The sequence below is a fragment of the Psychrobacter sp. NPDC077938 genome (assembly GCF_044542635.1).
In the GTDB taxonomy this organism is placed as follows: domain Bacteria; phylum Pseudomonadota; class Gammaproteobacteria; order Pseudomonadales; family Moraxellaceae; genus Psychrobacter.
Map to the genome: position 1 here is coordinate 370,052 of NZ_JBITUW010000004.1, position 16,636 is coordinate 386,687.

At 42.0% G+C, this 16,636-nt stretch carries 13 protein-coding genes; 3 read left to right on the forward strand and 10 right to left on the reverse strand.

Going from position 1 to position 16,636, the window contains the following annotated elements:
- Positions 1-1,791 carry a ShlB/FhaC/HecB family hemolysin secretion/activation protein gene (locus ACIGBM_RS09320; RefSeq protein ID WP_397477549.1) on the reverse strand — a complete coding sequence of 597 codons (1,791 nt, stop codon included), beginning with the start codon at positions 1,789-1,791 and terminating at the stop codon, positions 1-3.
- A gap of 155 nt (positions 1,792-1,946) precedes the next feature.
- Between ACIGBM_RS09320 and ACIGBM_RS09325 the strand changes: the two genes are divergently transcribed.
- The 3 genes from ACIGBM_RS09325 to ACIGBM_RS09335 all read left to right on the forward strand — a co-directional run bounded on the left by ACIGBM_RS09325 (position 1,947) and on the right by ACIGBM_RS09335 (position 4,966).
- The gene (locus ACIGBM_RS09325; protein WP_397477550.1) at positions 1,947-2,252 is read left to right on the forward strand and encodes a helix-turn-helix domain-containing protein; all 306 of its coding nucleotides are present in this window, start codon (positions 1,947-1,949) and stop codon (positions 2,250-2,252) included.
- A gap of 18 nt (positions 2,253-2,270) precedes the next feature.
- Positions 2,271-3,530 carry a type II toxin-antitoxin system HipA family toxin gene (locus tag ACIGBM_RS09330; RefSeq protein WP_397477551.1) on the forward strand — a complete coding sequence of 420 codons (1,260 nt, stop codon included), beginning with the start codon at positions 2,271-2,273 and terminating at the stop codon, positions 3,528-3,530.
- Positions 3,531-4,144: 614 nt separating this feature from the next.
- Entirely contained in the window at positions 4,145-4,966 is an 822-nt protein-coding gene (locus tag ACIGBM_RS09335) for an alpha/beta fold hydrolase (protein WP_298810055.1), read from the forward strand.
- 489 nt (positions 4,967-5,455) lie between these two features.
- Here the strand turns inward: ACIGBM_RS09335 and ACIGBM_RS09340 are convergent, their stop codons facing one another.
- The 9 genes from ACIGBM_RS09340 to ACIGBM_RS09380 form a co-directional block, all read right to left on the reverse strand.
- Positions 5,456-6,757, reverse strand: coding sequence for a GMC family oxidoreductase (locus ACIGBM_RS09340; protein WP_397477552.1), 1,302 nt, complete (start codon positions 6,755-6,757; stop codon positions 5,456-5,458).
- Positions 6,696-6,971: an NAD(P)-binding protein gene (locus ACIGBM_RS09345; protein ID WP_397477553.1), complete on the reverse strand. Its 276-nt coding sequence runs from the start codon at positions 6,969-6,971 to the stop codon at positions 6,696-6,698. The genes ACIGBM_RS09340 and ACIGBM_RS09345 overlap by 62 nt, the downstream gene beginning before the upstream one ends.
- Positions 6,968-7,117 (reverse strand): twin-arginine translocation signal domain-containing protein, encoded by a 150-nt coding sequence (locus ACIGBM_RS09350; protein WP_397477554.1) that lies wholly within the window; start codon positions 7,115-7,117, stop codon positions 6,968-6,970. Before ACIGBM_RS09350 ends, ACIGBM_RS09345 begins: the two co-directional genes overlap by 4 nt.
- Before the next feature lie 222 nt (positions 7,118-7,339).
- Positions 7,340-8,764, reverse strand: coding sequence for an aldehyde dehydrogenase family protein (locus ACIGBM_RS09355; RefSeq protein WP_397477555.1), 1,425 nt, complete (start codon positions 8,762-8,764; stop codon positions 7,340-7,342).
- A 164-nt stretch (positions 8,765-8,928) separates the two neighbouring features.
- The gene (gene tynA, locus ACIGBM_RS09360) at positions 8,929-11,271 is read right to left on the reverse strand and encodes a primary-amine oxidase (protein WP_397477556.1); all 2,343 of its coding nucleotides are present in this window, start codon (positions 11,269-11,271) and stop codon (positions 8,929-8,931) included.
- A gap of 429 nt (positions 11,272-11,700) precedes the next feature.
- Positions 11,701-13,308: a benzoylformate decarboxylase gene (gene mdlC / locus ACIGBM_RS09365; protein WP_397477557.1), complete on the reverse strand. Its 1,608-nt coding sequence runs from the start codon at positions 13,306-13,308 to the stop codon at positions 11,701-11,703.
- Positions 13,309-13,603: 295 nt separating this feature from the next.
- Positions 13,604-14,650, reverse strand: coding sequence for a TRAP transporter substrate-binding protein (locus ACIGBM_RS09370; RefSeq protein ID WP_397477569.1), 1,047 nt, complete (start codon positions 14,648-14,650; stop codon positions 13,604-13,606).
- A 163-nt stretch (positions 14,651-14,813) separates the two neighbouring features.
- The gene (locus ACIGBM_RS09375; RefSeq protein ID WP_394123431.1) at positions 14,814-16,268 is read right to left on the reverse strand and encodes an aldehyde dehydrogenase family protein; all 1,455 of its coding nucleotides are present in this window, start codon (positions 16,266-16,268) and stop codon (positions 14,814-14,816) included.
- 164 nt (positions 16,269-16,432) lie between these two features.
- Positions 16,433-16,636: TRAP transporter large permease subunit (locus ACIGBM_RS09380; protein ID WP_397477558.1), on the reverse strand; the 204-nt coding region annotated here is incomplete at its 5' end.

Sequence of the window (16,636 nt, forward strand, 5' to 3'; positions counted from 1 at the left end):
TTAGTACTGCCACCCTAAACTAAAGCCAGTGACCCACTCTTTGTCACTGAAACCGTCTGGCTGGGCTAGCGGATAGCCAGCAAACAAGTCGTAGCTGGTACGTAGCGGCGTCACATAACCTTTGACACCCACAACGCCGCCAACGAGATGATTGCCTAACAGCAGATCATCTTGAGCTTCATTATCAAGTTTTACATAGCCTGCATCGACACCAGCATAAATGGCATGAGGCTTATCACCTAAATAGGCACTCAGCTCTTGCTTTAAAATCGCACCATGATCGCCGCTTAAACTGCGCTCACCGTCGAACCCGCGTACACTATAACGTCCGCCAATACTCAAACGTTCGTTCGGCACCAATGCCTCAGTCGCATATTGCCCAGTGAAAGAGGCATGATAATTCAAAGCTTGATTTGCAATTTGCATAGGTTGATTCACATCAACCCCTACTTTTACGATACCAGCACGCGCACTGCCTTCATTAAAAACCGCTTCAGGCGGATCGATCGCATCAAAGGCACCTGTGCCGCGCTGATACATGACATCACCTACCCACTGGGTTTTACCAATGATGGTCTCGTAGCCAATACCTGCTTTATAGCCTGCCGTACGGCGACGCTGTACCTCCACTTCCGTATCATCAATAAAGTTGCTTTGTTGCTTGGTGTAACCACCTACTTTTAAATACGTTTTGCTGTGGCTATCACGGTGGACCAAATGGCTGACTAATGCTTCAGTGTTATACGACTCGCCGCTATAGACATAGTCTTGGTTGGCACCCGCAACCGTCTGATCATAGTTATAGCCACTATGGATCAGTGTTAATTGGGTATTATCAATTGGCAATACATAACCGATGTTATAGCCCCAGCTACCATCACTCTTGTCATTACCACCATCAAGATCATGATTATAAGAGAGATATAACAAATCATTGTGCCAAGTGGGATTGTCTAGTGATAGCGTGACATTACCTTGATAGACACCTGTACTTTCCTGCCCTGAATCATCAACAGAAGCAGACAGACGCCAGCGTTTGTTTTGCTGCCATTTAACTTGGATATCACTGTAACCAGGATCGGTCATTCGACTGCTAGGTGCAATGGAGAAATCCGCGTCAGCGGTTGGTACGCGCTTAAAGTTTTCTAGTGACTGCTCGATATCACGGACATTAAGCAAATCACCAGACTGCATTGGCATGGCAGGGGCAAAGTTGGCGGGGTTGCCGCTATTATCAATATAAACAGGACGACTGGCTTGAACATCGACAGCGGTAATTTGATCAATACGACCAGGAATGAGGGTGAGCGTTAAGTGACCAGATTTGAGGTTTTGGTTTTGTACCAAAACGCGCGTGGTGACGTAACCTTTTTCGATAATCCGGTTCTGTACATTGGTGACCAGCTGGTTGATATCATTGACTGATAGACAGCTACCCAGTAGGGATGATTTACCTTTAATATAAGGCATGAGTGCGAAAGTGAACTTTTCGCTCAGCTCACCTGTTAGGTAAATATGATCAATATCGAAACAAGGGGTTGAAGCGGAATCAGTGTTCTGAGAACTGGCAGGCACTATAGAAGTGGAAGGCGCTTGTTGATACGTATCAGTATTTATATTGACATTGGGCTTAACCAATTGTTGCTGTTTTAAGGCTTCACTACGCTGATCTTGATACTGCTCAGGCGTAATCGCATTGGCATTGACACCCATACAAATGCTGATAATACTAATCGTTAAAAGGCTTAAATTGTGGCCAGCTATATCTGTTCTCAAAATACTTGTATACATAAGTCCACCATTTTTATAGTGAAAGAATTATGTATACAACAGTTACTTATTGCAAGTATTTTTTCTAATTATTAGCTTTATAAGAACAAGCATTCATATTTGAATGACTAAGTGCTAAAATAGTATTTTAATACTCTTATATGATTGATTATATTATGAACATAAGATTTGATTTTTATACGCCAAGTGAGATTTCTCAGATTTTAGGTGAACGCTTAAAAATGCAGCGACTGACATTAAACTTAACACAAGCCGCTTTAGCAGATAAGGCTGGTACTGGTATCAGTACTGTTGCTCGTATTGAGTCGGGTCAGGGCGGTACACTAGACAATATAATCAGGCTCGCTATGGCTCTTGGCATGGTAAATCACTTTTCTGAATTATTTGATGTAGTGCCTACCAATATAGAGGATGTTATCGCTAAACAAAATCCACGCTTGCGCGCCTCAAATAAAAGCTGATATAAGGTAGCCATTTCAATGTATCAACCGATATCAATTGTCAATATTTACTACCAAGGATTCGGAGACAAACGTCTTATCGGTAAATTAACGATGGATGGACGACGCCCTACCTTTGGCTATGATGCGGCGTGGCTGGCTGATGGACTGGAGCTGTCACCAATTGAGATGCCATTACGATCAGCACCTTACTATGGTGCTCATGCGTCAAGCCATTACCTATGCGGATTATTATCAGACAGCTTGCCTGATGGTTGGGGAATGCTGCTAATGGATAGATTCTTTCGAAAAACAATGTCTCATGCTACGTCAATCAATGTTTTAGATCGCCTCGCTTATATTGGTAATTCAGCAATGGGAGCACTTAGTTTTGAGCCACAACAAGACCTGTCAGGCGCTGATATCGACATCACTGATTTTACTTTAGCCAAACTGGCCGCTGCCAATCAATCGATTTTATCTGGACAAGATAGTGACATATTGGCTGAGCTCATCGTCATCGGTGGCTCACCACAAGGTGCAAGACCAAAAGCACTTGTCCTATATGATGAAGCAACCGAGTTTATTACTACGGACTTAACAAGCGAACAGCCATCCGCAGCGCCGTGGCTGATTAAGTTTCCTGCCCAATCTGAGCATAAAAGCGTTTGTCTATTAGAATCACTTTATGCTGATAGGGCTAAGCAAGCAGGCCTAAACATGCCTGCGCATCATTATTTTGATATCGGTGAAAAACATGCTGCTTTTGGGGTTGAGCGTTTCGACCGCATGGGCAATCAACGCGTTCATACTCATACGCTAGCAGGTTTATTAGACATTGATTTTCGCATCCCATCACTAGATTATCTGCAGTATTTACGCTGCGTGCGTATGTTGACCCAATCACAAGTTGCTGTAGAAGAGGGTTTTAGACATGCGGTGTTTAATGTCATCTTTAACAATAAAGACGATCATAGCAAAAACTTCTCTTTTATGATGAACAAGGCTGGCAGGTGGTCGTTATCGCCTGTCTATGATCTCGCTTATAACTCAGGTATAAATGGTTATCATCAGATGGACATAGCAGGTGAAGCTCAGCATCCTACCCTTTCACACTTATTAAAGTTGGCTAAACTTGCTGATATTAAGCAAAACAAAGCACAAGCTATTATTGATCAGGTAGCATCAGTTGCTGAAGATTTTTTGACTGTTATTAAAGACAATAACATCGAGAAAGAATTATCAAATCAGGTCATTCGTGATATAAAAGCCAATCTCAATCGGATGGCAAATCAATAGACCATAGGAAGTTGTTAAATTTGTTGTTAAAAGTAATATATTAATATCTAGAACCCTTAAATTAAAAGACTTACAGTAATTTGGTCGTTGCGTGGTGGGCGCACCATCAAATAATATTAGAAGTAATAAAAAACCCTATAGCCTATACGCTGTGGGGTTTTTTATTACTTCTAATACACGGTAGTTAACGATTAATAACGGTTGAGCTACAAACCCATAACGGCTTAAGCCATAATGCTTTTGTTATTAATGTATTATTAATAACACTTTCATCAGGTTGGTTTATCTAACTTCAGTACGACCTTCATTACAACAGTCTTTGATACAGTCGCGTTATTTCAATAAAGCCATTTCATTAGGCTTTTGAATAAGTGAGAAGAGGAAGTAGCGGGATAAGTCTAAGCTTCTTATAAATAAAGCTCCGTACACAGTTGGTGCTATTTTTGATAGCCGTGTTGCCGTTGATCAATAAGACCGCATACTTACTGAAGAATTGCTTCACATTACTATTGTAACGTTGGGTTAGTTACTGCCTTATCTTAGCTGAAAAAATCTGTCTCCCCTTTCCGTAGAACGATTTCACGATTATTAAAATTCATCTTTAGGAGGATGCTATGAGTACTCAAATAACAGAAAATTATACATACATTGACGGGCATAAGATTGCATTTCTGGAACAAGGTTCAGGTAGTCCAATAATCCTGCTGCACGGGATTCCAACCAATAGCCTCATGTGGCGAAATATTATTCCACAACTTGCAAAAACACATCGGGTCATCGCCCCCGACCTTCTCAACTATGGGAAATCTGCAAAACCAAAAAACGCAGATGTGTCCATTAATGCACAAAGCAACACGATTGTAAAACTCATGGATGTCCTAGGTGCGCGGCAAGCAGATATTGTTGGACATGATATTGGTGGAGGCGTTGCTCAGTTGATAGCTGTCAATTATCCAGAGAAAGTTCGAAAGCTGATTTTGATAGATAGCATCTGCTTCGATTCATGGCCTATCCCAGATTTTGAGCCGCTACAGGAACCTGGTGCTGAGTCAGAGATGAGTCTAGAGGACTTTTTAAGCATGATGCGAGGCTTCCTACCAAAAGGGGTATATGATAAGAGTGTCATGACTGATGAGCTTATTGAGATGTATCTTGAGCCTTGGTCAACTGAAGATGGCAAGCATGCCTTCTTTCGCAATCTCAGACGGTTGAATAAAGAGTATACTCAGGCCATTACTGACGAACTTAGCAACCTTCCACATCAGACGTTCATTATGTGGGGCGACAAAGACCCTTTCCAAAAACCGGAATATGCACCAAAGCTGGCAGAAGCGATTCCAAACGCAAAGCTTGTCTGGATTAAAGATGTTGCTCATTGGTTGATTGATGAGAAACCTGATGAAATTGGTGAGCATATCAATCAGTTTCTAAGCTAAAACATGAGTGACACAGAGACACATAGCATAGCGCTGCATCGAACAGAAATACTATATTACTATTTGATGCAGCGTTTTTATTGTACCGTTCGCCATTACAGAGAGCTAACTGTAGACGTGTATACGAAATGGAATTTCAACAATTCCACAAAGCATAGCTTGGTGTAAAAAACTATTGAGCCCACAGCTTACTCTGAGTAAGCACACCAGTTAAGATATAATTAGTAATCATTTAAACCCTTGACAACCTCTCACAAGGATTCTTTATTGCCTTTTAACAACTATAATCATTAATTGCTTACTATCTTAATTGCCATATTGCCCAAAATTGATAAAGCCTTTCAAGCTTAATACTTCATAACTTGAAAGGCTTTTTCGATAACATGCTTTTATCTAGGTAAGGCGCTTAATATTGGGGTTAGATTTATTTTTAAAGGCTGAAAAATATTAATATGGAGTCCAATTTGGATATCTGACTCCATACATAGTTTATGTATTGTCCTCTTTAATCATGTCAGCTGCCTTCTCTGCTACCATAATTGTGGGTGCATTTGTATTACCAGCCATGACGAACGGGAAAATAGAGGCATCTACCACACGCAGTCTTTTAACACCTCGAACCTTTAATCGTGGTGTCACCACTGCCAAACCATCACTTCCCATTTTACAGGTGCCATTCTGGTGATGGTAACTTACAACTGACGAACGCACATACTCTGCAATTTGTTCATCTGTTTTAACATCTTCACCTGGATATATTTCTCGACCACGCCATTCTTTTAAGGCTGGTTGGTTTGCGATATTGCGCATTTGTTTAATCGAAGTCACTAATGTATCAACATCATATTGTGTATCAAGTACATTTGGATCGATATTCATCTTATCATCAGGATTAGAACTGTTTAGTGTAATCCTACCGCGTGAGGTCGGTCTAACTCCTGCAGCTACTAGAGAGAATGCATTTTGAACGGAACTATCTTGACCAAGTGCGTAATAAGGAACATGGAAAAAAAGTGGCTGCATATCGGCCCCTGGTAGAACTGTCTGAGTTTTTGCAAACATATGAGCATGCAATACTTGAATAGACATGTCACTTGGTGGCGGGAGCTCTTTCTTTCCTTCGTATATTACAGGGCTTAAGTTATGATCGTGGAGGTTTTCACCTACACCGGGGCTATCGACAACCACATTAATACCAAGCTTTTCTAACTCTGATTTTGACCCAATGCCTGATAGCATCAAAATACGAGGAGATTCAATAGCACCGCCACATACAATCACTTCTTTTTTAGCTTTGACTGTTTTGATAGTGCCTTCTTGACGATATGTAACACCTATTGCTACACCCTTTGTTATATTTACTTTATGGACACGTGAGTTAGTTATTAATGATAAATTAGGACGATTGAGAGCTGGCCGTAAGAAAGCGACTGCTGTGGAGTGTCTCTTCCCATCTTTCGTATTTAAATCAGTATAACTGACCCCTTCTTGTGTCTCCCCATTGCTGTCATCATTAAAAGAGATACCAGACTCTATAGCAGCATCAACTATCGCTTTCGTTACTGGATGAGGAGTAAAATCTGCAGTAACATGAAGTAGCCCGTCACCGCCATGATAGACACTTGGACCACGTGAGTAATTTTCTGACTTTTTGAAATATGGTAGTACATCGTTATAAGACCACCCATCACAACCTAATTCATTTGCCCAATGGTCATAATCAGACGCATTACCTCTTACATAAATCATAGCGTTTAACGACGACGACCCACCCACCCACCGTTTTACCACGCGGCCAATTTAAGATACGATAGTGTGCATTTTTTTGCGGTATTGTTTTATAGTCCCAATCATATTCGGTACCCCATAGCTCAATTAAACGCATAGGTGTTGATATCATTTCACTGTTATCGGGACCTCCTGCTTCAATAATAAGTACCTGACTACCGTCTTCAGTTAAACGATTCGCAAGTACACACCCTGCCGAACCTGCGCCAATAATCACATATCGAATTCTTTACTATGGCTATCTATAGGATTAATACTTGCACCTATAGCACCCTTAGACAACATAAGTACACCTGAGACAACTGCGGTATATCCTAAAAAATTGCGACGTGAAATACCTTTTGATTTATTTTTAGTAGACATTAAAACTCCTTTTTATTGTCAGCTATATTCCTTTATTTTAGATGAGCCTATTTCAATTAAAATCACTAACCATCTTCAGATAACTGATCTTTCCTACTAATAACCATGTAATCTGGGGCTTTTAGCATATCTAAAGATAAGTAATCACTACCTGTTCTACTTCGGCCATATTTTTTGCATTTACTAGCGGTCACTAGATACTTATTATGTAATAAATATCTATTAAGATTTAAAAACTTGCATCGTCTGTATAGAGGAAAACTCTTTGAGACCAGCTTCTCCAAACTCAATACCAAACCCAGAGTCTTTAACACCACCGAATGGTGCATCGGGTTGAACCATGGCATGATTATTGATCCACACAGTGCCACAGTCTAAACGTGAGCCGATACTCTGTGCTTTTTCGATGTCTGTTGACCAGACTGAACCACCAAGTCCAACAGATAAGCGGTTGGCACTGGCAATCACCTCTTCGATATCGCTAAACTTAATAATCGGTAGAATCGGTCCAAACTGTTCTTCATCAACCAATCTTGCGCCATCATTGATGTTGTTCACCAACGTTATGGGATAAAAATAGCCGGTCTCGTCTACTACTTCACCGCCACATAAGAAGTTTGCATCGCGCTCTTTGGCATCTTGAGCAAGGGCTTTGACAATATTCAATTGTGCCTCATTTTGTAGAGGTCCAAAGTCGGTGTCTTCATCAAGCCCATTACCTGTCTTCATACTTTTGGCAATCGTGGTCAAGGCTGCACACAACTCATCATGCACGGATTCATGCACATATAGTCGTTTTAGGGCGGCACACGTTTGGCCATTATTGATAAAAGAGGTTGCAAAAATCTTACCCGCGATGGCTTCAATATCAGCATCCGCCAGTACAATACCAGCGTCATTGCCACCTAACTCAAGCGTCAAACGTTTTAAAGTCACGGCAGCGCTTTTCATAATGGCTTTGCCCGTTGGGGTTGAGCCTGTAAATACAATCTTTTGAATATCCACATGTGCAGACATCGCCGCACCAATATCACCTTTGCCAGTTACCACATTCAATACGCCTGCTGGCAAAATATCTTTAGCAATCTCACCAAAGCATAGTACGGTCAATGGGGTCATCTCAGACGGTTTCATGACGACGGTATTACCAGTGAGCAAAGCAGGAATGATGTGCCAAATGCCGATAAGTAAGGGATAATTCCATGGGGTAATCGAGCCCACAACGCCCAGTGGCTTACGATGTAACTCTATCTTAGCCAAGTCATTGTCTTGGATAGTTTCTGGTTCTAACGCCATGCTAGCAGTCGAACGTATCCAAGCCAATGCACCACCCAACTCAAAGCCTGCACCCAAATCGGCAAAACCTTTTGTGGGTTTACCCTGCTCTTTGGTCAGCATCGTCATAAGCATATCAGCACGAGCTTCAACCGCATCAGCAAGCTGCATTAAGTAGTCACGGCGTTCTGCATAGGTGAGTACTGACCAACTAGGGAACGCTGCTTTGGCTGCTGCGACTGCTTTATCTAATTGAGCCACACTGGCCTTTGGACAGCAGGCAATAACAGATTTATCAGCAGGATTGATGACATCAAAACAATCGGTAGTAGCAACACTTTTACCGTCGATAATTAAATTAAATTCTCTCATTATTTTAACTCTTATTCTCGTAAATATTATTTATAGGATTGACTGAAAACACTTAAACTAGGCTATAGAGTCAAATTATTTACTTGGGGTATCTGTGCTTATAAATAATTAGCATTAGTGCAGCAATGATATTGCTGCACTAATGGACTACTGTTCCAAAATATTTATTTGCTCTCATCTTTACTTTGATTAAGATTTAACGAAGGAGTTTCATCAAAGAAGTTCCATGGTTTAAGCAAAATATTCACCCATTCTGTCGGCATAATAGGCCATTCTTCAGCCCGAGCTATATGAGTAGTACCCGTGGTTAGCCAAACCACCAAATCTTTATTATGAATGTTTTCGTCATCTGCAACGAAGGATCCTAGCCCCGTATCTTTATCAGAACGATTAGGATAAGTACCCTCTGGATATAACTCATTCGTATTATATTTTGTCACCCAAATTTGTTTATCCATAAAATTGAGACGCTTAAATAACCATTCATCATCTGCAAAATTAGCACCTTTCGCAATGGGATGAGTGGCGCCTGCAAATGGAATCATTTGATAAGAAACTGGATTGCCCATACGGTTTTCTTTACTGGCATTACTGATTAAACGCACAGTAGTAGGGTCAAAATTTTCTTTCGCTTTAGTTTCTGTTAATACTGTCGTCTCACGAGTCTCCATTGCACTGGTACGCGGGCCACTGCGCATATTGGGTACGACTACTGGCTCTATACGTTTGATGTTGTTGGTCTCGCCATCAACATCCATATCCAAGCGGAAATTATAGATATGCTGATGCGTGGTGCCAACGATGTTGTGGTCTATCAGTGTGCCATAACGTGTGTCTTCTTTAGCACTTGGGTCATGCATGGTTTTGGTAATAACACCTTTGACCGCTTCGATACCAGTAGCGCCAGCATTGATACCAATGGTACCGTTTGGCTGAAGTACCCAGTCAAAAATATAGTCATAGTTGCCGATGGTGCTGATCCAGCGTACAACTAGCTCACGACGCTCAGTACTGACATTTTTTTGTCCCATTTCTTGGTGTTTAAACTCAGGGCCTGCATAACGTTCAAACACGGCAATGGCATTCGGAATGGTATAAGGATTACCTTCGTAATCTGCAAGCACCGCATCAAGGAGCACCGCATTCTCTGGTGCATCAACATTTCTTTCTAGTGGGGAAGTTAAGGTGCCCATACCATATTCGCCAGAATCTAGATAAGATTTAAAATACCAACCCATATCAGGATCACCATAAGGGACTACCATGCCACCTAAATTGCCTTGATACATGATTTTACGGTCTACACCTTTGTCTTTAAAAGTAACGGTACTGAGCTGTAAACCTGTACGACTGTCTAGACCGATATGGAACTTCCAATTGTTCCACTCAACGTTTCGACCAGTGATGGTATAGTTTTTTCCTTCTGGTTCAATAATGTTCAATGGTTTATTGGTCACAACCTTTTTATCGCGACCATCAATTGGGCGCGGGGTCATCGGTACAGGAATAACACCACCTTCTTCGATTTTAATAATCTTGCTCTTATCTAAATCGACCACGGCTACTAAATTTTCGATCGGATGTGCCCAATAGTTACCATCGCCGACATCTAGGTAAGAGACAATTTTTAGAATCCTCTGTTGCTTGTCTAACAGACCATCTTCTCCCCCAAAATACCCAACGGTCAACGGTGTGCCCACCACTTTGGTCACATCGTCTACCCCATGTTTTTTCAGTGCGGCTTTATACTCTGGGCTAGTTTGAATGATGTCTTGTATGGCCATAAAGTCATCGACCAGTACCATGCCAAAAGTGTTCTCTAAAACTTTCCAGCTTGTCAGCGTGTTTTTGCTTAAATCGACTTCCCCTTCAATGACCGTATTGCCTTTTAAGATGGTAAACGTTGCCACGCGGTCGCTTGTATAAGGTTTTCTATCAATCACGTTACGCCACACGGCATCTTTGTCGGGTTGCTTTAGACGAATATCAGCAAACCGTGAGTTTTTTTGTTCAGGTTTGGCTTTACGAATAATGGCTGTGACTTCGTTAATCTCGTCACTACTCAATACATTCAAGGGATGCGGGCTTTGCTCTATTTTGAATGTTTGATCCAAATTGGATTGGAGTATTTCATTGGCCAAGGTGTCAGGCACCAAAGCTTGTCCATCTTTCATGACCAGTGGGTTAGTGATCTTTAAAGGCTTTCCATTCACCATGGCAGTTGCGCTATTGGGTTTGATTTGTACACGTGTAGAGTTTTTGGTGACGGTATACATATCAGCGTAGCTGTCGTAGCTGACCTCTGCCCCTGCTGTGGTCATAGCTGCCTCAATCGGCACCATATGTACCTCTCCGCCATGTGCCAGTGCCTGTCCACTATAAATAAAAGCCAAGCTGGCGACCAATGCTGTTAGAGTAGATGACAATGAGGTATGCTGGCGAGGGTTTTTACTGATTGTAGCGTTGACTTTCTGTTGATGGCTTGAGAGTGAGCAAAAATGTCTCATGGATAACTTCCTTGTTATTGTGGATGGATATAGGCTTTATTTTTTGTAATAGCCGCTAAATATTGATAGCTAATATTATATTTAACGTTTCTATCATCAGTATTATTAACCGATGATTGTAGGTTTTCTACTCGTTGACAGACGGCTGTTAATAACCCTCTTCATAATGCTGAACACAATCGTTATAAACAAAACTTTAGTTCATCAGAATTTTCAAATAATACTGTAACAGTATTTACATAGTTAAACAATAGTTCACTATAAAGTTGTAGTATATCAGTGATTTGGGGGATTTTATTGTCCATAATAGCAACGCTAATATATTTGATAATGCCAAACTAAATTAGAATTTCCATACCCATAAAATACTGATAGATACTCAGATATGCCCACATATAACAATAGGTGATCATATCTGAGAATGGGGCGCTAAATATCACCTGTATTTGGGTCAACAATGACTTCTAACAGATAACAGCCCGATGCATTGACCGCTTTATGAATTGCTTCGGGTAGGTTTTCGTGCTCTTTAATACAAGCACCTTCACAACCCATACTATTGGCCACTTGCACAAAGTCAATATTGGGCAAGTCAAGCCCTGGTACAGACTGACTCTTCATAATTTTACCGAATGAATGCATGGCACCATATCCAAAATTGTTTAGCACAATAAATGTCACAGGCAAATTCAACTGCGCGGCCGTCCAAACAGCCTGAATAGAATACATAGAAGATCCATCACCAATTAAGCACACAACCCGTTTATTAGTGGATAACGCGACTCCTACTGATGCCGGTAACGCATAGCCAAGACCACCACTAGACATCGTAAAAAAGCCCTGCGCTTGTGTAATGGGCAAAAAACGTTGAATGACAGACCGGTGAGAAGGCGCTTCTTCGACGATAATAGAGTCAGATGGTCGTGCATGCGACAGCAGATCAATGGCATACTCCACTGGAATGGGGGTCGCTCCAGTTACCTTGGGTGCAGCAGGACGCAGCGGCGTGACAAATTTGTCACTCTGAGAGTCAGATAGAGGAAGGATTTTATCCAACATGGCACTAATACTGTGGTTGATTGAACCAAATAAAGTGGTGGTTGCAGAGGCAAATGCCGCATATTTTGGATCATCGGTAATTTGATATATTTTGACTGCTGAATCAAATATCGTCACATCTCCTGCAATGTGTAACGTAAACACAGGGGCGCCAATCACCAGAACTACATCATACCCAGACAGTTTTTTTGACAGCTGCTCAGGAAGCGCAGGCAAAAACCCTGCAAACTGAGTGTGGTCTTCTGGAAAACTGGCTCGACTCGAATACGGTGCTGCCCAAACGTGTGCCTGTAGCCGCTCAGCCAGTTTAACAGCAGTATTAAATGCATCCTGCCTATCGACATCTGCACCAACAACTATGGCTAAATTTTGACTATTTTTGAGTACCTCTAACAGCTGATCAATGGCTGCGGGCGTTGGTATCGTACCCTCAATCACTTTTGAGTAATGAGGCATACAGGTCGTTTTATCCCAATCATCAGAAGGTATCGATACAAAGGTTGGACCACGTGGATGCTGCATCGCAATATGATACGCTTGAGCGATTGCCAATGGCACATCCTCAGGACGCGCAGGCTCGATGCTCCATTTAACATACGGTTTTGGAAAGTCGGCAGCGTGATCTGCACCAAGATAAGGTGCAAAAGGTAAGATGCTACGAGATTGCTGGCCTGCCGTTATGACTAAAGGTGTGTGATTTCGATATGCTGTGAATATGTTTCCTAAGGCATGGCCAACCCCTACTGCTGAGTGCAGATTGACAAAAGCGGCATTGCCAGATGCTTGAGCATAGCCGTCGGCCATCGCCACAACAGATGACTCTTGTAAGGCTAATATGTATTCAAAATCTTCAGGAAAGTTATTCAAAAAATTAAGCTCAGTAGAGCCGGGATTACCAAATACTGTCGTCATATTAAGTTCACGCATCAAACGAAACGTCACTTGTTGCACAGTATCTGTATGCTGGATAGAAGACATAAAAAACATCCTTGTCACTAATTGCTTATTGCTAAGCGTTGATTGTCAAAATTGTTAATACTAAGGCGTATCCTCATTTTAAAAATGGCGATAAAAATAAGATAAATAGCAGTCAAACAAGGAAAGTAGTGCAGATAATATCGAGATATTAGCAAGCTATTTGACGCATTTTGGCAAATATTTAGCCATTTTTAGCCAATTTCATATTTGTTGTTCAGATTGAGGACACGCCCTAAGGTCTGTTGAATATTTAACTGCTTTACAGACCCTTCTATTGGAGCAAGCGACCTAGCCATTAAGACTGACAAGTGGCACTGGCTTTTATAGTTTTTTGATAGGCTGTTTGAGCATCCAAACCCAGCTTGGCAAGATCTGTTAAATATTTTTGTGTGCCCGCTTCTAAAGGCTTTTTCCATTCAGGGTTTTCTAGTGGATTGGGAATATCTATGATTGAATCACCCTTGGCTTTGGCTTCCGCCATATGCCTTGCGTCATCTTCATCGAACACATTGCCCGCTATTTTGGCCATCGCCGCACCCGAATTATTATCGATGACTTTTTTAAGATCATCTGGCAAGCTTTCATATTTATCTTTATTCATAGTCACAACAATCGGCGAGCTATAAAAAGGGATATTGGTATGAGTGTTGGTTATCTCTGTCAACTTAAAGGAACCCATAGCATCCCAAGGCAAGCTTATGCCGTCCAATACACCGCGCTGCAAAGAGGTATAAAGATCAGTCACTGGCAATCCTACTGGCGTGCCACCTGCCGCGTCAATGATATTGCCCGTTATTGCTGAAGGACCTCGAATACGCATTCCAGCTAAGTCATCTGGTGTGCGAATCGGCTTGTCAACTGTGTGAAAACCACCAGGGCCGGTACCCATCATGAACAACACATGAGTGTCTTCATATTCACTTGCAATCACACCATCGTCATATAGATTATGGAGCATACAGTTTAGTTGTGTTGCCGAGTTTGACAGCCCTGGTAACTCAGTAATTTGAGTCAATGGAAAGCGGCCATTGGTATAGCCTTGGAGCGTAGACCCAATATCAACCACACCATTGGCAACTGCATCATAGGTTGCGTTTGGTTTACTGAGTGTTGCAGAAGGAAATATCTCAATTTTAATTTTCCCTTTAGATTCTGCCTCTACTTTTCTTGCCCAGTATTCAAATATTTCTGTGTTTGTGGTCGAGGTGGCTGGCCAAAAATGTGAGAAGCGCAGAGTGGTGACTTCTTGAGCACTTTGAGTGATGCTGTCATCTGATTGTGAACAAGCCGTCATACCCACTAGAGCCGCCAACACTAAGCTGATTGAAAAGGTTTTACTCATCATGAATTCCTTTTTTTGATGGTAGACAATTATTGTGATAGATAAATAGGCATAGCTTCCAATCTATGCCGCTCTCATATGCCTGAATGATTGGTAATAAGAACCTTAATGCCTACATTCTTAAGTTCAAAATCACTTATTGATAGTCAATTATTAAAAATCACTAAACAGGATATGGACGCTGTTCAGTTTGTACCGATACCCATTGATAAGTCGTGAACTCATCGAAGGTAATGTGACGACCGAAGCGGCCCACCCCTGATGCTTTTTCACCACCAAAGGCAACGCGCGGCTCATCATTGACACTTTGATCATTAATATGAACCATGCCTGTGCGCCATCCTGCCGCAAACCTTTGTGCTCGGGAGATATCTGCAGAATGCACAGCACCGCTCAATCCAGCATCGGTATCGTTTGCTAAGCGTAAAGCATCAGCATCGCCTTTGTGTGAAATCAAGGTCACTACAGGGCCAAACATTTCTGTACGTGCAGAATAAACGTCATTACTGCCCTTTAGGACATATGGATAAACGAGCGCACCGTCACGCTTACCTTCAAGAAGTATCTCAGCACCTTCTTGCACGGCTTTTTGTACGGCCTGCTCTACCCGCACAGCTTCGCGCTCATCAATCAAAGGCCCCACCAACACATCAGGTCTTGATGGGTCACCAACGTTCAATCCTTTTGTATATTCGACAAACTTTTCGGCAAACGCATCAAAGATAGACTCATGAACAATGATACGGTTCACTGACATACAAATCTGACCACTGTGTAAGAAACGACCAAAGACTGCAGAACGTGCTGCATAATCAATATCGGCATCGTCAAGCACTACAAAGGCATTATTACCACCAAGCTCTAAAATAGAACGCTTAATTTCGCGGCCCGTCATCTCTCCTATGCGCTGACCAACCTCAGTAGATCCAGTGAACGAAATCACACGAGGAATCGGATGTGTATATAGCGCATCGCCAATCTCAGAGGTTTTTGGCACAACCACTGTCAACACACCTGGGGGCAAACCTGCCTCTTCGAAGATTTTGGCCAGCAAGATACCGCCAGTAATGGGTGTGGTAGAGGCAGGCTTTAATAATACGGTGTTGCCACTTGCCAAGGCCGTGACTACTGATCGCATGGCTAAAAACATTGGAAAATTAAAGGGGCCAATAACCGTTACCACACCTACTGGTTTACGAATAATGTGATTTAACTTATTGGGAATGGCTGAGCGTGCAACCGTAGTTTCTAATAAAAACGGGTACTCGGCGGCCACTTTAATAACCCCAATACAGGCATCAATCTCAATATTGGCCTTCATCACGGTAGAACCAGACTCACGCACCAGCAAGTCAACCAACTCGTCTCGACGGTTACTCATTACTTTTGCCGCTTGCTCAACAATCTGGCTTACAGCATAAGGGTTGGTATGACACCAGTCCTGTTGTGCTTGCTCTAGTGCCTCATAAGACTTGTTAATATCATCTAGGCTGGCAGCTTTAAACGTGGCGATATCTTCACCAGTGAACGGATTACTTGTTACGATTTCATGACTCGATGTACCATCACGCCATTCGCCTGCTATGTAATTATGATGTAAATTTGTGTAGTTAGACATATCAATTCCTTGTTAAAAACTATTTATCTAAGGGGTACTACTATTTTCTTACGAAGATTCTTTTACATGATGTTGCGTATATCAATACGCGGCATCATGAATAATACGGTGCACTTCAACGATGAGACTTGTAATAGAGCGTGTTATTAACTGTCTGACAAACACTACCCGAGCAGCACAAGCGAGATGGCAGGGAACATCACTAAGATAACCAAGCGAATCACATCAGAGACAATGAATGGTGCCACCCCTCGGAACATATCGCTCAGCTTAATGTGCGGTGCCATCGCCTTAATCACAAAGATATTCATCCCCATCGGCGGCGTAATCAAACCAAGCTCCACCGTCAATACCGCAATGATGCCAAA